The 16,511-nt window shown below is 69.4% G+C and carries 15 protein-coding genes and 1 pseudogene; 2 read left to right on the top strand and 14 right to left on the bottom strand.

Features of this window, described 5'->3' with window-relative positions; genetic code table 11:
* Positions 1-6: 6 nt before the first annotated feature.
* Together ACYQ0J_RS00910 and ACYQ0J_RS00905 are read right to left on the bottom strand one after the other, a co-directional pair.
* Entirely contained in the window at positions 7-750 is a 744-nt protein-coding gene (locus ACYQ0J_RS00910) for a hypothetical protein (protein WP_460170312.1), read from the bottom strand.
* A gap of 51 nt (positions 751-801) precedes the next feature.
* Positions 802-1,608 carry a hypothetical protein gene (locus tag ACYQ0J_RS00905; RefSeq protein ID WP_460170311.1) on the bottom strand — a complete coding sequence of 269 codons (807 nt, stop codon included), beginning with the start codon at positions 1,606-1,608 and terminating at the stop codon, positions 802-804.
* 168 nt (positions 1,609-1,776) lie between these two features.
* Between ACYQ0J_RS00905 and ACYQ0J_RS00900 the strand changes: the two genes are divergently transcribed.
* Positions 1,777-3,456: a hypothetical protein gene (locus ACYQ0J_RS00900; RefSeq protein ID WP_460170310.1), complete on the top strand. Its 1,680-nt coding sequence runs from the start codon at positions 1,777-1,779 to the stop codon at positions 3,454-3,456.
* Here ACYQ0J_RS00900 and lon read toward each other — a convergent pair.
* Positions 3,453-5,840, bottom strand: a complete 2,388-nt coding sequence (gene lon / locus ACYQ0J_RS00895; RefSeq protein WP_460170309.1) for an endopeptidase La — start codon at positions 5,838-5,840, stop codon at positions 3,453-3,455. The genes ACYQ0J_RS00900 and lon overlap by 4 nt on opposite strands.
* Positions 5,841-5,895: 55 nt before the next feature.
* A complete protein-coding gene (locus ACYQ0J_RS00890; RefSeq protein ID WP_460170308.1) occupies positions 5,896-6,420 on the bottom strand; it encodes a hypothetical protein in 525 nt (174 codons plus the stop codon).
* A 74-nt stretch (positions 6,421-6,494) separates the two neighbouring features.
* Between ACYQ0J_RS00890 and ACYQ0J_RS00885 the strand changes: the two genes are divergently transcribed.
* Complete coding sequence (locus ACYQ0J_RS00885) at positions 6,495-7,529, top strand: quinone-dependent dihydroorotate dehydrogenase (RefSeq protein ID WP_460170307.1); 1,035 nt, start codon at positions 6,495-6,497, stop codon at positions 7,527-7,529.
* A gap of 10 nt (positions 7,530-7,539) precedes the next feature.
* Here the strand turns inward: ACYQ0J_RS00885 and ACYQ0J_RS00880 are convergent, their stop codons facing one another.
* From ACYQ0J_RS00880 to ACYQ0J_RS00835, 10 genes and pseudogenes are all read right to left on the bottom strand, one after another.
* The gene (locus ACYQ0J_RS00880) at positions 7,540-8,820 is read right to left on the bottom strand and encodes a dihydroorotase (protein ID WP_460170306.1); all 1,281 of its coding nucleotides are present in this window, start codon (positions 8,818-8,820) and stop codon (positions 7,540-7,542) included.
* The gene (locus tag ACYQ0J_RS00875; protein WP_460170305.1) at positions 8,817-9,725 is read right to left on the bottom strand and encodes an aspartate carbamoyltransferase catalytic subunit; all 909 of its coding nucleotides are present in this window, start codon (positions 9,723-9,725) and stop codon (positions 8,817-8,819) included. Before ACYQ0J_RS00875 ends, ACYQ0J_RS00880 begins: the two co-directional genes overlap by 4 nt.
* Positions 9,722-10,267: a bifunctional pyr operon transcriptional regulator/uracil phosphoribosyltransferase PyrR gene (gene pyrR / locus ACYQ0J_RS00870; RefSeq protein ID WP_460170304.1), complete on the bottom strand. Its 546-nt coding sequence runs from the start codon at positions 10,265-10,267 to the stop codon at positions 9,722-9,724. Before pyrR ends, ACYQ0J_RS00875 begins: the two co-directional genes overlap by 4 nt.
* Before the next feature lie 205 nt (positions 10,268-10,472).
* The gene (locus ACYQ0J_RS00865) at positions 10,473-10,802 is read right to left on the bottom strand and encodes an SPW repeat protein (protein WP_460170303.1); all 330 of its coding nucleotides are present in this window, start codon (positions 10,800-10,802) and stop codon (positions 10,473-10,475) included.
* 61 nt (positions 10,803-10,863) lie between these two features.
* Positions 10,864-11,610 carry a sulfite exporter TauE/SafE family protein gene (locus tag ACYQ0J_RS00860; protein WP_460170302.1) on the bottom strand — a complete coding sequence of 249 codons (747 nt, stop codon included), beginning with the start codon at positions 11,608-11,610 and terminating at the stop codon, positions 10,864-10,866.
* 5 nt (positions 11,611-11,615) lie between these two features.
* Complete coding sequence (locus ACYQ0J_RS00855) at positions 11,616-12,554, bottom strand: 2-hydroxyacid dehydrogenase (RefSeq protein ID WP_460170301.1); 939 nt, start codon at positions 12,552-12,554, stop codon at positions 11,616-11,618.
* The gene (locus ACYQ0J_RS00850) at positions 12,551-13,861 is read right to left on the bottom strand and encodes a TldD/PmbA family protein (protein WP_460170300.1); all 1,311 of its coding nucleotides are present in this window, start codon (positions 13,859-13,861) and stop codon (positions 12,551-12,553) included. Before ACYQ0J_RS00850 ends, ACYQ0J_RS00855 begins: the two co-directional genes overlap by 4 nt.
* Positions 13,858-15,252 carry a TldD/PmbA family protein gene (locus tag ACYQ0J_RS00845; protein WP_460170299.1) on the bottom strand — a complete coding sequence of 465 codons (1,395 nt, stop codon included), beginning with the start codon at positions 15,250-15,252 and terminating at the stop codon, positions 13,858-13,860. The genes ACYQ0J_RS00850 and ACYQ0J_RS00845 overlap by 4 nt, the downstream gene beginning before the upstream one ends.
* A gap of 32 nt (positions 15,253-15,284) precedes the next feature.
* Entirely contained in the window at positions 15,285-16,172 is an 888-nt protein-coding gene (holA, locus tag ACYQ0J_RS00840; protein ID WP_460170298.1) for a DNA polymerase III subunit delta, read from the bottom strand.
* A gap of 21 nt (positions 16,173-16,193) precedes the next feature.
* Positions 16,194-16,511, bottom strand: a pseudogene (locus tag ACYQ0J_RS00835) (IS200/IS605 family accessory protein TnpB-related protein); the annotation flags it as partial.

The following is a 16,511-nucleotide window of genomic DNA, read 5'->3' as shown; positions in this document are numbered from 1 at the left end:
ACCTCCTCATAGACCCGCCAGGGTGAAGGTCACGTCGATGGTGTAGGTGCCGTCCAGCTCGCTGCCATCAAACCAGAAGGCCTCCACGATGAGGTCGTCCAGCCAGCCGCCCGTGGGGCCGCTGCCCGAGGCCACCACGTGGGGCCCGGAGGGGAGGGCGTTGGTGGCAAAGCCCCCCATGGGCACGTGGTCGATGAGGTCGGCCAGGCCGAACCAGCCGAACCCGCTCGTGGGCGTGCCGGTGAGGTTCACGGAAAGCTGCCAGCCCTCGGGGTCGTTGGAGAACTTCTGCAGAATCTTCTGGTTCACGCAGATGAGCGTCCCCTTCTCGTCATCGCCCAGCTTGCCGTCCCCGTTGTAGTCCTTGGCCGCGGGGTAGGCCCCGATGGGGCGGAAGACCCCGCCCCCCAGGGCGTAGTTGACGAGGTCCGCGGGCGTGCGCACGGCCTTGGGCACCAGGTAGCACCCCTCGGCAGGCGGCCGCGGATCGCTGGGATCAAAGACGTAGTCCGAGGGCGCCTCCGGAGGGCTATTCAGGTCCAGGTTCCACTCGTCCTCCGTGAGGTGGAGGGCGTAGCGGGGCGGGATGATGACCCGCACCTTCTCCTTCACCGCCGCCTGGTCGTGGTTGTCGTCGTAAAGCTCTTCCACGTCGCCGTCCAAGTCCCCTTCCGAGGGGAAGCCCACCTGGGCCATGGCCACGCCCGTGGCCAGGGCCAAGGCCAGGAGCCAGAGGATGTGCTTCTTCATGATTCACTCCTTTCCGCGTAGGTTGCCCGGTCGCCTAGAGCCTGAAGCCGCCTACAGCAGGGTCAGGGTGTAGACCAGCTGCCCTTCGTACGTGCCCGGGACCTCGGTGCCGTCCAGGCGGAGCTTGATCCCCAGGGTCACCGACTGCCAGCCCCCCGGGTGGTCCACCACCTCCTCCAGGAGCACCCCGCCCTGGGGCCCCGCGGGGGCTGGGCACAGGTGGGAAGGGGGGCGGTCCCAGTCGGGATGGTAGGCCAGGCACTTCCAGTGGGGGGTGGGGGGTACCCCGCCCCGCCCCGTGAGGATGGAGTGGACGGCGAAGTGGCTGGCGTCCAGCACCGCCCCTTCTGGGCTCGTGGGCTCCACGGCAAAGGCCACCTCCAGGGCCCAGTGGGGGTGCTGGGTGAAGACGTGGAGGCGCATGGAGGGGTGGGTGAAGAACTGGGGAAAGCGTTTGGAGCCGGGGACCACCCGCCCTTCCCCGTCCAGGAGGTAGGGGGGGTAGGGGCGGCCGTCCTCGTCCAGGAAGCGCCCGTCCCCGCCGTAAAGCCCCGCGCAGTGGGGGGGCACGGGCCCCAGGGTGGCGCAGCGGAGGTCAAAGACCACCACCGGGTCCCGCAGGCAGAGGCTGGGGTCCAGAGGGTTTCTTGGGCAGTAGGGGGGCTGGGCCGGGCTTCCCCCACCCCTTCCCGCCCAGAGGACCCCCTGGCGCGCACCGCCTGGGCCGAGGTCCGGGCCCTCCAACCAGAGGGCCGCTCGCTCGGGGATGTTGACCTCTATCCGCACCGTGGCTTGGGGACCCACGGCTCCCACGAGGAGGGGCAGGAGCGCCGCAAGCCCTAGGGTCCCAAGCCTCATCCTTCTCACCTCCCTTACGGAAGCGAGGTTAGGCCAGGGGGTGTGAAGGGAGCGTGAAGGGGGTTTGGTCGTTTTTCACAGGGGTTTGACGACTGTGCGTTAAACTTCATGGCAAGAGGGCTGCGGGTTTTCACGCCTCTTTAACGTCGGGCTTAACGGAGGTGGTCCATGGTGCCCGTACGGCTTCCCCTATATGGCCCTGCCCGGGCGGAAGGCCCCATGGGGCCCCTGCCCCTAAGGCGGAAGGCCTTGGGGGTCCTTTACTACCTCGCCCTGGAAGGCCCTACCCGCAGGGAGAAGCTTGCGGACCTCCTTTGGGGGCACGGGGCCGCCTTGCAGAACCTGCGGGCCGAGCTCACCCACCTCCGCACCTTCTTCGGCAAGGAAGCCTTCCGGGGCCCCGTGCTCGCCCTGCCTCCCGGCGTGGAGCTGGACCGCACCCCGGGGGGCGGTGAGGTGCTGGAGGGCCTCGAGGACCTCTCGCCCCTCTTCGCGGACTGGGTCCAGGGCTTGCGGGCCCGCCTGTCCCCAGACATGGAGGCCGTGCCCTTTTCCGAGCGGCTGAAGGGGGTGCGGCCCCCCGCCTTGGTGGTGCTCATCGGCCCCCCAGGCTCGGGGCGGGAGGCCTTGGCCCAGGCCTTGGCCGCCCGGTTGGGCCTGCCCTTCCGGCGGGGTATGGGCCAGGGGCCGGGGGTGTTCTACTTTGACGAGCCCCTACCCCCCAAGGAGGCGGCCTTTTCCCTTTCCCCCACGCCGGGCCAGGTAGTGGTGGTGGCTCGGAGCAGTTTCGGGGAGGATCCCGCCTTCCTCCTGGCCTTGAGGGTGCGGTTTCCCGCCGCCCTCACCGTGGTGGAACGCGTGCCCCGCCTCTCCTGGGAGGAGGCAAGGGAGGGCCTCCTGGCCCGCCTGCCCTTCGCCGAGGCCGCCCGCTTCTACCTGAGGAGCGGGGGCCGGGTGGAGGTCATGCAGGAGCTCCTGGCCCTGGCCAACCCCGAGGCCCTTCCCCAGCGGATTCGGGCCATGGTGGCCCTCGAGGCCCGCTACCTTCCCCAGGAGGTTCGCCGGACCCTGGAGGTCCTGGCCCTCCACCCTGGCCCTTGGCCCGAGAAGCTGGCCCAGACCATGGGATGCGCGGAGGCCTTGGACGAGCTGGAGCATAGGGGGTGGCTCCTCCTGCGGGAGGGGCGCTACCACCTGAGCGAGCCGCAGTTTCGCCCCTACCTGGCCACCGGCCTGGCCGAGGGGGAGCGCTCCCGCATCCACGGCCGCCTGGCGGAGGCTTTCCGCGAGCTGGGCGACCCGGTGGCCGAGGCCTACCACCGCTTCCAGCAAGGGGAGGCGGTGGACTACGCGCGCCTGGAGCGGGAGCTCAAGGGGTGGCGGCGGGCGGCGGCCCTGGGCCTGAAGCCTTCCACCCCACCCCCCGCCGTGAGGGTGGGGTGGAGGCGGGCCCTGGGCGGGCCCCGCGAGGTCCAGCTGGTTTCTTTGGCCGGGGAAGAGGTGGGGGAGGTCTTGGAGCTGGAGGCGCCCAGCGTGGTGCACCTTACCGGCCTAATCTACCAGGAGCTTCCCTTTGGGCTTGGGGCCAGCCTCGAGGCCTTCCCCTTGCGCTTGCGCTCCGGGGAACGGGAGGTCTTCTTCCTTCCGGGCCAGGCGGGGGGCCACTTCTTCTGGGGCACGGTTCTTCCCCAAGAGCCCCTGGATTACCGCTTCCTCCTGCCCCCGGGGCGCCACTTCCTGGAACTCGGCACCCCCGGGATCGCCTCCCTGCGCTTGGCCGTGGCCGAGGCAACCCCCGGAGCCCAGGAAGCCCTGGTGCCCTTGGGCGTGCCCGTGGAGCTTGCCTAGGCCCCCGCTCCGGGCTGGGGCCGGTCGGCGGGGCCCACGGGCGGGGGCACCGCGGGGAGGAGGAGGAGCCTCAGCACCTCCCCCACCTCCTCCACGAAGTGGATCTCCAGGTCCTTGAGGATCTCCTCCGGCACCTCCTTGAGCTCGGGCTCGTTCTCCTTGGGGAGGATGACCCTGTAAATCCCCGCCTGATGGGCGGCGAGGAGCTTCTCCTTGACCCCGCCGATGGGGAGGACCCTGCCCCGCAGGGTGATCTCCCCGGTCATGGCGATGTCCATGCGCACCGGGCGGCCCGTGAGGGCGCTGGCCAAGGCGGTGGCCATGGTGATGCCGGCGGAGGGGCCGTCCTTGGGGGTGGCCCCTTCCGGCACGTGGATGTGCAGGTCAAAGTCCTTGTGGAAGCCCTCGGGAAGCCCCCACTCCTCCCGGTGGGCCCGGAGGTAGGTGAGGGCGGCGTGGGCCGACTCCTTCATGACCTCCCCCAGGTTGCCGGTGAGGTTCACCTTGCCCGTGCCCGGAACGGCCACGGCCTCAATGGTGAGGAGGGTGCCCCCGTAGGGGGTCCAGGCCAGGCCCTGGGCCGCCCCCACCTGGGGGGCCTTCTCCGCCCGGTCGGGGCGGTACTTGGGCACGCCCAGGTAGGCCTCCAGGTCGCCCGCGTCCACCACCCTCACCCCTTCCCAGGGGGCCTCGAGGTAGTCCTTGGCGGCCTTCCTGGCCACCTTGGAAAGCTCCCGGTCCAGATTGCGCACCCCGGCCTCCCGGGTGTACTCCTGCACGATGCGCTCGATGGCCCGGTCGGTGATCTCCAGCCTGCCCTCGAGGCCCGCCTCCTTCACCTGGAAGGGCCAGCGGAAGTGGCGGGCTATGGCGCGCTTCTCGGGAAGGGTGTACCCGGGGATCTCAATCACCTCCATCCGGTCCAGGAGGGGCCTCGGGATGGTGGAAAGGGTGTTGGCGGTGGTGATGAAGAAGACCTTGGAGAGGTCGTAGGGCACGTCCAGGTAGTGGTCGGTGAAGGTGTGGTTCTGCTCCGGGTCCAGCACCTCCAAGAGGGCCGAGGCCGGGTCCCCCCGCCAGTCGGAGGAGAGCTTATCGATCTCGTCCAGGAGGAAGACGGGGTTCACCACCCCCACCTGCTTCATCCCCTGGATGATCTTGCCGGGAAGGGCCCCGATGTAGGTGCGGCGGTGCCCCCGGATCTCCGCCTCGTCCCGCACCCCGCCCAGGGAGATGCGGTGGAAGCGGCGGTTCATGCTCCGGGCGATGCTCTTGCCCAAGGAGGTCTTGCCCACCCCCGGGGGCCCCACGAAGCAGAGGATGGGGGCGTGGCCCTTCACCTCCTTCCCCTGGGTGAGCTGGCGCACCGCCAGGTACTCCAGGATGCGCTCCTTCACGTCCTTCAGGCCGTAGTGGTCCTCGTCCAGGACCCGCTTGGTGACGGCGATGTCCAAAACCTCGGGGTCGGCCTCGGTCCAGGGCACGTCCAGGAGCCAGTCCAGGTAGGTGCGGCTCACCGTGGCCTCGGGGGAGCCGGGCTGCATGCGCTCCAGGCGCTTGAGCTCTTTGAGGGCCTTCTCCTTCACGGGCTCGGGCATGCCCTTCTTCTCTATGCGCTCCCGGAGCTCCTCCATCTCCGAGAGGAAGTCCTCCCCGCCCCCGAGCTCCTTCTGGATGGCCTTCATCTGCTCCCGCAGGTAGTACTCCCGCTGGTTCTGGTCCATCTGCTCCTTGACCCGGGCGGCGATCTTCTTGTCCAGGTCAAAGCGCTCCAGGTCGCGGAGGAGCAGGGCCAACACCCGCTTCAGGCGCTCCTCCACCTCCGGGGTCTCCAGGATGCCCTGCTTTTCCTCCAGGGACCAGGTGGCGTGGTGGGTCACCAGGTCCGCCAGGACCGCGGGATCCAGGGTGCTCTTCACCGCCTCCTGCTGGTAGCGGTCCAGGCGCAGGGTCTTGTGGTTCTGCAGGTAGCGCTCGAAGGCCTCCTGCACCTCCCCCACCAGGACCCGGGCGAGGCTTGGGTCCTGCAGGGGGGGTTCGGCCAAGACCTCCCCCACGGCCCGGAGGTAGGGGGCGGCCACGTACTGGAGGATCCGGGCGCGGCTTCTCGCCTCTACCATCACCTGCAGGGTGCCGTCCGGCAGGCGCATGGCCTGCTTCACCACGGCCAGGGTGCCCACCCCGTAGAGGTCTTCCGGCGCGGGGTCGTCCACCTCCGGGTCCTGCTGGGCCACCAGAAAGAGGTAGCGGTCGGCGTTGAGGGCCTCCTCCACCGCCCGCTTGCTCTTGGGGCGGCCCACGTCCACCCCCGTGGTGGTGTGGGGGAGGATGACGGTGTTCCTAAGGGGCAAAACGGGAAGTTCCAGGCGCAGGGCGTCCTTCATCTACCCCCATGATACCCCCTGGGGAGGTAGCGATGGGGCCTGCCACCACAAAGGCCTAGAAGCCTAGGGTGACGGTGGCCTTGAGGTTCTTAAAGGTGAAGGTTAGGTTCCCGCCGGGCAAGCCCTGGGCCATGGCCCCGAGCCACACCCTTCCCCCCTGCACCCCTTGGGTCAGCTTCTCGCCCCTTAGGGTGAGGGTGGCTTGCGCGCTTCCGGAAAAGGCGGCCTCGCCAATATGCCCATCCTCGGGGCCCAGGGTGCAGGCGTAGGCGTACACGTTTTGGAAGTCCCTCAGGGCCAAGCAGTTATTGTCCTGGGCTGGGTCTAGGGTGCGGGCGTAGAGGTCTAGGGTGAGGGTTAGAGATTGGCTGGCCTCGAGGGTGCCCGTGACCTGAACGTCCTTGAGGACGCTTCCGGGCGGGGAGAACCCCTGGGGGTTGGCGGGGTAGATCACCTTGCCCGCGGTGTCCCCAAGGGCGGGGATTTGGACGGTTTGGTCGGGAAGGGAAACGGAGACGGTGACCGAGCAGGCGGCGAGGAGGCTGCCTAGGGCTAGGAGAAACCAAGGAGCGCGGCGCATGTGGCCATTATATACCCTTAGCGCCCAAACCTGTTGCCGCGGGGAGCCTGGGGGAGACGGGGTAGCATGGGCTTGTGCACCGTCTCCTCTTTGCCCTGGACCCCGAGGCCGCCCACGAGCTCACCCTGGGCCTCCTCTCCTTTTGGTCGGAAAGGGGGCCCCTTTTGCGGGTGCCGGCAAGGCTCCTCCGGGTGGAAGACCCCCGCCTCCGGGTGGAGGCCCTGGGCCTCGCCTTTCCTAACCCCTTGGGCCTGGCGGCGGGTATGGACAAGGACGCCCGGGCGCTAGGGGCCTGGTGGGCCTTGGGCTTTGGCTTCGCCGAGGTGGGGACCCTCACCCCCAGGCCCCAGGAGGGAAACCCGAGGCCGAGGCTTTTCCGCTTGGTGGAAGACCGTGCCCTCATCAACCGCATGGGCTTCAACAACCGGGGAGCGAGGGAGGCCGCCACGCGCCTAAAGCGCTTCCGCGAAAGGGGGCTTCCTCTCCCCGTGGGGGTCAACCTGGGGAAGAACCGGGACACACCTTTGGAGCGGGCGGCGGAGGACTACCTGGAGGCCCTAAAGGCCTTGGAGCCCTACGGGGACTACTTCGTCCTGAACGTGAGCTCCCCCAACACCCCGGGGCTTCGCGCCCTGCAGGAGGGCCCCTTCCTGGACGAGCTCCTTTCCCGCCTCCGCCCCGCTACCCCCAAGCCCCTCCTTCTCAAGGTGGCCCCGGACCTCTCCCCCCAGGCCTTGGACGAGGTGGTGGCCCTGGCTCAGAAGCACCGCCTGGAGGGCCTGGTAGCGGTGAACACCACCCTGAGCCGGGAGGGCCTCAGGAGCCCCCTGGCCCAGGAAGCCGGGGGGCTTTCGGGAAGGCCCTTGAAGGAGCGGGCCTTGGCCGTCCTCCACCACCTGGCCCAGGCCGGGGGCCTCACCCTGGTGAGCGTGGGGGGCGTGGAGACGCCTTTGGACCTTTGGGAAAGGCTCAAGGCCGGGGCGAGCCTGGTCCAGGTCTACACGGGCTTCGTCTACGGGGGGCCCCTCTTCCCCAGGCGCCTCCTAAAGGGGCTTCTCCGCCTCATGGAGGCCGAGGGGGTTTCTTCCCTGCGGGACCTCAGGCGGTGAGGGCGCGCCCTTATTCCAGCGCCTTGTGGACCACCTTTCCCTGCACCAGGGTGAGGACGGGCCAGCCCCCAAGCCGCCATCCCGCCCAAGGGGAGTACTTGGCCTTGGAGGCGAAGGCCCTGGGGTCCACGGGGCGCTCCTTGGGGGAGAGGAGGACCAGGCTCGCCTCGGCCCCTTCCTCCAGGTGGATGGGGGGAAGCCCCAGGACCCGCCTGGGCCCGTGGGTGAAGAGCGCCACGAGCCTGGGAAGGGGGAAGCCCCGCTTCAGGTGGAGTTCGGTGTAGAGGAGGGGGAAGGCCACCTCCAGGCTTGGGATGCCGAAGGGGGCCCGGAGGAGGTCCATCTCCTTCTCCGCCAGGGTGTGGGGGGCGTGGTCGGTGGCGATGGCGTCCAGGGTGCCGTCCAAGAGCCCTTCCAGGAGGGCCTCCTGGTCCTCCCGGGTGCGGAGGGGCGGGGCCACCTTGAAGAGGGGGTCAAAGGCCTTTAGGGCCTCTTCCGTGAGGGTGAGGTGGTGGGGGGTGGCCTCCGCGGTCACGGGAAGCCCGGCCCGCTTGGCCTCCCGGAGAAGTTCCAGGCCCCGCTTCGTGGAGAGGTGCTGGACGTGGAGCCTGGGCACGGCCTGGCTTCGCCTCCTGGCGTAGCGCAGGACCTCGAGGTCCCGGGCGATCCGGGCCGCCTCGGCCTCCGGGGGGTTTCCGGGAAGGCCCAAAAGGTCCGCCAGGGCCCCGTCGTTCATCACCCCGTTTCGCCTAAGGCTCGCGTCCTCCGCATGGACCGCCACGGGAAGGCCCAAGGGGGCGGCCTGAAGGAGCCCCGCCGCCAGCACCCCGGCGTCCTCGTTGGTGCGGCCGTCATCGGTGAGGAGGACGGCCCCGGCCTCCTTCAGGAGCCCAGCTTCCGTGAGGTGCTTCCCCTCCTGCCCCAGGGTGAGGGCGGCCGCGGGGTGGAGCCTGGCGAGGCCCAGGGCCTCCGCCTTCTCCTTCAGGGCCCGCACCGCCTCCGGGGTGTCCACGGGGGGGCGGGTGTTGGGCATGGAGACGAGGTCGGTGTACCCCCCCCGCACCGCCGCGAGAAGCCCCGAGAAAAGGTCCTCCTTCACCTCCTCCCCGGGCTCCCGCAGGTGGGCGTGGAGGTCCAAAAACCCCGGGGCGAGGAAGCACCCCGTGCCGTCTATGACCTCTTGGGCCTCCCCCCCTTCCAGGGAGAGGATCCGCCCCTCGCCGATGAGGACGTCCAGGGGTCCCCGCTCGCCCCTAGCGTCCACGAGCCGAACGTTTCGGATCAGGATCATGTTTTTTCCCTCCCCACCAGGAGGTGGTAAAGCACCGCCATGCGCACCGCCACCCCGTTTTTCACCTGGCGGTTCACCAGGCTCCTTTCCGAGTCCGCCAGGGTGCCTTCCAGCTCCACGTCCCGGTTCATGGGGCCGGGGTGGAGGAGGGGCGCCTGGGGCTTGGCCCGGGCGAGGCGCTTTGCCGTCACCTGGTAGCGGGCGATGTAGTCCTGGAGGTTCACAAGCCCCGCCTCCATGCGCTCCTTCTGGAGCCTCAGGACCATGACCGCGTCCGCCTCCTCCAGGGCTTCCTCCAGGCTCGAGGTGAGCCTGGCCCCGGGGAGGGCCTGCGGGAGGAGGGCGGGAGGCCCGGCGCAAACGACCTCGGCCCCGAGGAGGGAGAAGAGCTCGGCCCCCGAGCGGGCCACCCGGGAGTGGAGGATGTCCCCCACGATGGCGATCTTCCTCCCCTCCAGGCCGCCCAAGGCTTCCAAAAGGGTGAAGGCGTCCAGAAGGGCCTGGGTGGGGTGGGCCCGGCGGCCGTCCCCCCCGTTGATGACCGCCCCCCTCACCCAGCGGGTGGCCTGGTGGGGCACCCCGGCGGCGTCGGCCCGGATCACGTAGGCGTCCACGCCCATGGCCTCGAGGGTGAGGAGGGTATCCTTGTAGCTTTCCCCCTTCTGGAGGCTACTGGTCTGGGCGGCGAAGGAGACCACGTCCGCGGACATGCGCCGGGCGGCGAGCTCAAAGGAGATGCGGGTCCGGGTGGAGGGCTCGAAGAAAACCGTGGCCACGGTGAAGCCCTGGAGGGCGGGAACCTTCTTTATGGGCCGCTCCAACACCTCCGCCATGACCCTGGCGGTGTCCAGGAGGCTTTCCACCTCAGGCCTGTTCCAGCCCTGGAAGTCCAGGAGGTGCCTCATGCCGCCTCCCTTTCCCAAAGCTCCACCCGGTCCTCCCCGTCCACCTCGGCCACCTTGACCTTCACCACCTCGTTTTTGGCGGTGGGCACGTTCTTGCCCACGAAGTCCGCCCGGATGGGAAGCTCCCGGTGCCCCCGGTCCACCAAGACCGCCAGGTAGATGCGCCTCGGCCTTCCCAGGTCCATGAGGGCATCCAGGGCGGCCCGGGCGGTGCGGCCCGTGTAGAGGACGTCGTCCACCAGGACCACCGCCTTGCCCGAGAGGTCAAAGGGGATGCGGGTCTCCCGCACCTGGGGCCGGACCCCGATCTCCGAGAGGTCGTCCCGGTAAAGGGTGATGTCCAGGATCCCCACAGGCACCTCCTTCCCCTCGAACTCCCGGATGTAGCGGGCGATCCTTTGGGCCAAGGGGATGCCCCGGGTGTGGATGCCCACCAGGGTGAGCCCTTCCGTGCCCTTGTTGGCCTCCACGATCTCGTGGGCGATGCGGTAAAGGGCCCGGCGCATCTCCTCTTGGTTCATGAGTTCCGCCTTGTAGCGCACGCCTCACCTCCAAGAAAAAGCGGAGGCCGACGCCTCCGCCTGGCTTCTTTCCTTGGGCCGCCTCACCTGTAGGTCCACTTTTACCCCCTTTCCGGCCTCGCGGGACCGGTTTAAAGGCCACCCCCACCTTACACCCCCGGGGGCCCAAGGGCAAGAACCCGCCTAGGCTTGGGCCTAGGCGGGAAGCCCGGGCGGGGGCTACGGCCTAAGCTGCCTTGGGCTTCTCCCGGGCCACGCTTAAGGCCAGGGCCCCCACGAGCACACCCACGATGAGGGCGTTCCACATGGCGTTGCCCATCCCGCTGAACCCCAGGATCCAGGGAGAGAGGATGAGCCAGACGCCGAGGAGCACGTTCACCCACTCCTCCCACATGGGACCGCCCCTAAGGTGCATGAGGGCCATAAGCCCCACCACCACCCCGATGATGACCGCATTCCACATGGCGGCCGGGGTGGCGCTGAAGCCCAAGAGCCAGGGGGAAAGGATGAGCCAAAGGCCCAGGACGAGGTTGGCCCAGTCCTGCCAGCGCTGCATACGCTCACCTCCTTTCTCCCCCACCATAAGACGCCGGGAATGGTGGGAATAGTGCCAAAGGTTACCTTTTCCCCCTGAAGGGACGGAGGTACCGCCAGGCGGTCCAGAGCAGGACGGCGGTGAAGACCAGGCGCAAGGCGGCTTCGGGCAGGTAATGGGCGGCCTCCCCCCCTAGGAAGGTGCCGAGGAGCACCCCGGGCACCAGGCCCGCGGCCAGGGAGGGGTCCACGTTGCCCAGGCGGTGGTGGGTGTGGGCCCCCACCAGGCTGGCGGGGACCATGGCCAGGAGGCTCGTGCCCTGGGCGGTGTGCTGGTCCATGCCCAGGAGGAGGACCATGGCCGGGACCATGATGGTCCCCCCGCCCACGCCCATCATCCCCGAGAGGAAGCCGGTGAGGCTCCCGGCGAGGAGGAGGGTGAGGTCCTCCAGGGCTTCGCCCCGGATGAGGCCCACCGGGGCCAGGTGGGGCTTAAGGAGGAGGAGGAAGGAGACGAAAAGGAGGAAGAAGCCGAAGGCCCTCTTCAGGTCCCTCTCCGGCAGGCCGTGGGCGTAGCGGGCCCCCAGGCGGGCCGTGAGGATGGCGGTGGCGGCCAGGAACAGGGCGGCCTTGAGGCTTAAGGAGCCTTGGAGCCCGTAGGTGACGGCGCCCATAAGCCCGGTGAAGAAGACGGCCACCAGGCTGGTGCCGTGGGCCTGGTGCTGGGAGAGGCGCAGGAGCCCCACCATGAGGGGGATCATCACCGTTCCCCCCCCAAGCCCCACCAAGCCGCCGAACGCCCCGCCCAGGATGCCGATGAGAAAGCCCATGGGGCCTATACTACCGGGTTCGGTGGCTCTTGGCCTTCCAAGATGGCGAGGAGATTGGCCACCGCCATCGCCGCCATGCGCTCCCGGGTCCTCCTTCCCGCCGAGCCCATGTGGGGGGTGATAACCGCGTTGGGTAGGCGGTAGAGGGGGTGGTCCTGCGGCAGGGGCTCGGGGTCGGTGACGTCCAGGCCCGCCCCGAAGAGGTGCCCCTTTAGGGCCTCCACCAGGGCCTCGGTGTCCACCAGGGCCCCTCGGGCGGTGTTGATGAGGATCGCGCCCCGCTTCATGGCGAAAAGCCGCCTGCGGTCCATGATCCGGTGGGTTTCCGGGGTGAGGGGCGCGTGGAGGCTCACCACGTCGGCGGAGGCAAGGAGTTCTTCCAGGGGAAGGCGGGGGTAGGGGAGGGGTTTTTCCGTGCGGCTGGCGTAGACCACCCTCATTCCAAAAGCCTCGGCCCGCTTGGCCACCGCCTGGCCGATCCGGCCCATGCCGATGAGGCCCAGGGTGAGGCCTTCTAGGTCCAGGCCCAAAAGGAGCTCGGGGTGCCAGGCCCGCCAGAGACCCTTCCGGGCGTAGTCCACCCCCTCCACCACCCGCCTGGCCACCGCCAGGAGGAGGGCGAGGGTGAGGTCGGCGGTGGCCTCGGTGAGGACGCCTGGGGTGTTCGTGACCCGGATGCCTCTCGCCTTGGCCGCCTCCAGGTCCACGTGGTCCACCCCCACGCTGTAGCAGGCGATGACCTTGAGGCCGGGCCCGGCCCGGTCCATCACCTCGGCGTCAATGCTGTCCTCCACGGTGGGGATGAGCCCCGCCACCCCTACCACCTTCTTTAGGAGTTCCGCACGGGGGAGGAAGAGGCCCTCGTGGACCTCCACCTCGAGGCCCCGCGCCTTCAGGCGCTCCAGGGCATTGCCCGGCAGGGTGCGGGTGACGAGGACTCTCATGCCCCGGCGAAGGAGAGCTCGGCCACCGCCACCGTGGGGCTCCCGTAGGCGGCGTCCCCAAGGAGCCAGTCCAGGTCGTCCCCCACCGCCTCCACCCCCTGGAGGAGCTCCAGGAGGTTCCCGCTCACCGCGAAGTTCTCCACCGCGTGCCGCACCTCTCCCTCCTCCACCCAAAGCCCCAGGGCCTGCAGGGAGAAGTCCAGGCTCACCGGGTTGGCCCCGGCGTGGAGGCCCATGAACTCCGTGACCACCACCCCTTGGGTAAGGGTGAGGTTCCCCAGGGGCACCAGGTAGAGGTTCGTGGGGCCTACCCCCAGGACCCCCCGGTAGGCGCGGGCGGCGTGGCCCGTGTTTTGGTGCCCCAGGGCCCTTGCCGTCTCCGAGTTGTGAAGAAACGTCTGGAAGACCCCCTTCTCCACCACCACGGTGCGCCCCGTGGGGGTGCCCTCCGCGTCGAAGGGGCGGGAGAAGAGGCCCTTTTCCAGGGTGGGGTCGTCCACCAGGGTGACGAGGGGGCTCGCGATCCTCTCCCCAAGCCTCCCCAAAAGGCGGCTTTTCCCCTCCAGGGCGTTCTTGCCGGAGAGGGCCTGGGCGAAGACGGAAAGGAGCATGGCCATGGCCCTGGGCTCCAGGTAGGCCCGGTAGCGCCCGGTCTTCAGGGGCTTAGCCCCCAGGAGCCTTCCCGTCCTCTCCCGGAACTCCAGGGCGGTGCGGCCGGGCTCGAGGGCGTGGAACTCCTTGCCCCCTTTGAGGTCCCACCCCTGCTTGACGCTTCCCCCTTGGGCCATGACGAAGCTTCCCATAAGCGCGGCGAAGCCCGTGCGGAAGCTTCCCTCCGCCCCTTGGGTGCTGGCGAGGGCGACCCGGCTCTCCCGCTCCAGGTAGCCCCCCATGAGGACGCTCTTCACCCGGGGGTCCTGGCGGATGGCCTCCTCCAGGGCGAGGGCCGCCTCCTCCTTCCGTTCCAGGGGGGCGGAAAGCCCCTCGCCCAGAAGGTCGTGGCTTCCCAAGGCCTGCCCCGGGGGCAGGGCCCCCTCCTTGGCGGAGAGGAGGGCGTTTTCCCGGGCCTCCGCCAGGGCCCAGTCCAGGCCTTCCGGGGAAAGCTCCTCCGTGTAGGCGTACCCCACCCTCCCTTCCGCCACCACCCGGAGGCCGAGGCCCCGCTGCCTCGCCTCCTTGATCTCCTCAAGCCGCCCCTCCCGGGCCCACAAGGAGAGCTCACGCTCCTCTCCGAAGAGGAGCTCCGCCTCCACCCCAAGCTCCCGGGCCCTCATCAGGACGTAGGCCTTGGCCTCTTCCAGGGTCATGCCCGACCTCCCACCACGATCTCCGAGACCAGCACGTGGGGCTGGCCCACCTCCACGGGGACGGACCCGGAGAGGCTGCCGCACATCCCGGGGGCGTTCTCCAGGTCCCGGGCTGCGGCCACCACCCGCATGAGGGTCTCGGGCCCCTTGCCCACCAGCATGGCCCCCCGCACGGGCTCCTCTATGCGGCCCTTGCGGATGATGTACCCCTCCTGCACGGCGAAGTTGTACTCCCCGCTTCCCGGCTTCACCTGCCCACCCCCCATCTCCTTGGCGTAGAGCCCGAAGTCGATGCCCTGGAAGAGGTCCTCCACCCCCGCCTCCCCGGGGGCGATGAAGGTGTTGCGCATGCGGGAGGTGGGGGCGTAGGTGTAGTCCTGGCGGCGCCCTGAGCCCGTCATGGGGTAGCCCGTGAGGAGGTGGCCCAGGCGGTCCACCATGTAGCTTTGGAGGACGCCCTTTTCTATCAGCACCGTGCGCTCCGTGGGGCGGCCCTCGTCGTCCACCTCGGTGGAGCCCCAGGCGTGGGGCAGGGTACCGTCGTCTATATAGGTGACGGCGGGGCTCGCCACCACCTCCCCCAGCCTGTCCGCGAGGACGCTCGCCTTCCTGGCCACGCTGGTGGTCTCCAGGAGGTGGCCCACGGCCTCGTGGAAGAGGACCCCGCCGAAGCCCGGCCCCACCACCACGGGGAAGGTGCCCGCGGGGGCGGGCTTTGCCTTGAGGTTGGTGAGGGCCTGGCGGGCGGCCTTTTCCCCCACCGCCCTCGGGGGGTAGAGGTCAAAGAGCTCCAGGCCCACGCTCTTCCCCGGGGCGCTGTAGCCCGTCTGCACCTCATGTGCGTCCTGGGCCACGGCCAGCACGAAAAGCCGGGTGCGCACCCTCCTTTCCTCGGCCCAGACCCCTTCGCTATTGGCGATGAGGACCTCCTGTTCCCACTCCAATAGGCTCGCCTCCACCTCCTTGATCTCCGGGGCGATGCGGGCCCCGGCCTCGGCCTCTAGGAGCCTTTCCAGCCGGTAGCGCTTGTCCTTCTCCCCGTAGGCCACCCTGGGGGCGTGGAGGCCTTGGGGCCGGGCCTTGCGGAAATCCAGGCCGCCTGCCCCCTGGGCGTCCACCCGGCCCAGGGCCCCCTTGGCCCGGAGGAGGGTTTCCAGGGCCTCCAGGAGGCCTTCATGGGTGAGGTCGTTGGTGTAGGCGTAGACCACCTCGGGGCCGAAGAAGAGGCGCACCCCCGCCCCATAGTCCAGGCCGGAGAGGGCCTCCTCCAGCCTCCCCGAGCGCACCTTCATTCGCCTTCTCTTGGAGCGCTCGGCGTAGACCTCGGCGAAGTCGGCCCCGCCCTTTAGGGCCCGCACGAGCACCTCCTCCACCAGCTCGGGCTTGAGCATGGGGGCATTCTACCCAGCTTCTGACCGGCCGGTCAACGGCCTAGGGCCAGGAGGCGGACCACCGCCATCTCCAGGGCCAGCCAGGGGTCCTTTCCCTCCTTGGCCCGCGTCTCCGCCCCGATCAGGACCTCGAGGGCCCCCTGGAGGTGGGGGCGGTCCAGGGTGCGGGCCAGCTCCAGGGCCTTCCTGGCCGCATAGGGGTGGGCCTCGAGGCGGGCCAGGTCCTCCTCCTTGGGCCTGGGGTTTTCCTGAAGGAGCAGCCAGGCCCGGGCCAGGAGGCCAAACTGCCAGGCGAAGGCCCCGAGGAGCTTTAGGGGCTCCTCCCCCTCTTCCCTTAGCCGCCTGAGGCGGTGGAAGGCTTCGCGGTCCTTCCCCTCCAGCACCGCCCGCACCAGGTCAAACCCCGTGACGGGAGGCCTCAGGGCCACCAGGGCCTCCACCCTTTCCAGGGTGAGGGGAGGGGAAAGGAGGGAAAGCTTCTCCAGCTCCCGCTCCAAGGCCTCCAGGTCCCCCTCCAGGGAGGCCAGGTACTGGAGGACTCCCGAGGGGAGCCTAAGCCCCAGGCGCTTGGCCCGGTTTTCTATGTGCCTCACCAGGTCCTTTCCCCTGGGGGTGGGGAAGTCCCGCCTTTCCCTATTCCGGTAGAAGGCGGCCCGGGAAGGGGTGGGCTTGGGGTCCAGGAGGAGGACCGTGACCTCCTCGGGCACGCCCTCCAGGAGGGGCTTCAGGGCCTTCCACTCCCCCTCGCCCACCTCCCGGAAGTCCAGCATGGCCCCTCCGCCCCCGAAAAGCCCGGGGGCGAGGGCCTCGGCCAGGGCTTCCGGGGTGGGCTCGGTGAAGCCGGAAAGGCCCCTAAGCCGCCCCTCTTGCCAGAGCGCTTCCTTGGCCAGGAAGGGGTCCCCGGTGAAGGCGATGACCATGGCCTAAGTGCCCGCACCTGGTCAACCAAAGCGCACATTAGTGCACCCCGGCCCCCCACCAGGATGAGGACCTAAGCCTGCCTTCCACCCCTTCCACGCTCCCCGGTGAAGGAAGACCTTCAACGGGGAGAGGTCACGGGGCACCGTCTTCCCAAGGAGGGGAAGGAAGAGGCCTACCCTCAGGACCCTCCAGGCGTTGGTACCGGGACGTTTCCTTCCCCCGGTAAACCCGTCCCGGCCGCCCGGCGAGCCCTGAAGGCTTGAGAGCAGGGACAGGGACCCCTGAGCCCTCTTGAGCTCACGGGAGAGGCTGTCCCCGCGGGACTTGTCACGCTCGTT

This window comes from Thermus sp. FJN-A, assembly GCF_054655095.1.
Note: the sequence above shows the minus strand (reverse complement) of the source record. Positions and strands in the feature narration are given on the sequence as shown.

Bases quoted from the DNA above. Each gene is read 5' to 3' on its own strand.
- ACYQ0J_RS00860 (WP_460170302.1), bottom strand. From the start codon at position 11,610: ATGGGCTTTCTCATCGGCATCCTGGGCGGGGCGTTCGGCGGCTTGGTG.
- ACYQ0J_RS00890 (WP_460170308.1), bottom strand. From the start codon at position 6,420: ATGCGCCGCGCTCCTTGGTTTCTCCTAGCCCTAGGCAGCCTCCTCGCC.
- ACYQ0J_RS00875 (WP_460170305.1), bottom strand. From the start codon at position 9,725: ATGAGGCACCTCCTGGACTTCCAGGGCTGGAACAGGCCTGAGGTGGAA.
- ACYQ0J_RS00910 (WP_460170312.1), bottom strand. From the start codon at position 750: ATGAAGAAGCACATCCTCTGGCTCCTGGCCTTGGCCCTGGCCACGGGC.
- lon (WP_460170309.1), bottom strand. From the start codon at position 5,840: ATGAAGGACGCCCTGCGCCTGGAACTTCCCGTTTTGCCCCTTAGGAAC.
- ACYQ0J_RS00880 (WP_460170306.1), bottom strand. From the start codon at position 8,820: ATGATCCTGATCCGAAACGTTCGGCTCGTGGACGCTAGGGGCGAGCGG.
- ACYQ0J_RS00855 (WP_460170301.1), bottom strand. From the start codon at position 12,554: ATGAGAGTCCTCGTCACCCGCACCCTGCCGGGCAATGCCCTGGAGCGC.
- ACYQ0J_RS00850 (WP_460170300.1), bottom strand. From the start codon at position 13,861: ATGACCCTGGAAGAGGCCAAGGCCTACGTCCTGATGAGGGCCCGGGAG.
- ACYQ0J_RS00905 (WP_460170311.1), bottom strand. From the start codon at position 1,608: ATGAGGCTTGGGACCCTAGGGCTTGCGGCGCTCCTGCCCCTCCTCGTG.
- holA (WP_460170298.1), bottom strand. From the start codon at position 16,172: ATGGTCATCGCCTTCACCGGGGACCCCTTCCTGGCCAAGGAAGCGCTC.
- ACYQ0J_RS00900 (WP_460170310.1), top strand. From the start codon at position 1,777: ATGGTGCCCGTACGGCTTCCCCTATATGGCCCTGCCCGGGCGGAAGGC.
- ACYQ0J_RS00865 (WP_460170303.1), bottom strand. From the start codon at position 10,802: ATGCAGCGCTGGCAGGACTGGGCCAACCTCGTCCTGGGCCTTTGGCTC.
- ACYQ0J_RS00845 (WP_460170299.1), bottom strand. From the start codon at position 15,252: ATGCTCAAGCCCGAGCTGGTGGAGGAGGTGCTCGTGCGGGCCCTAAAG.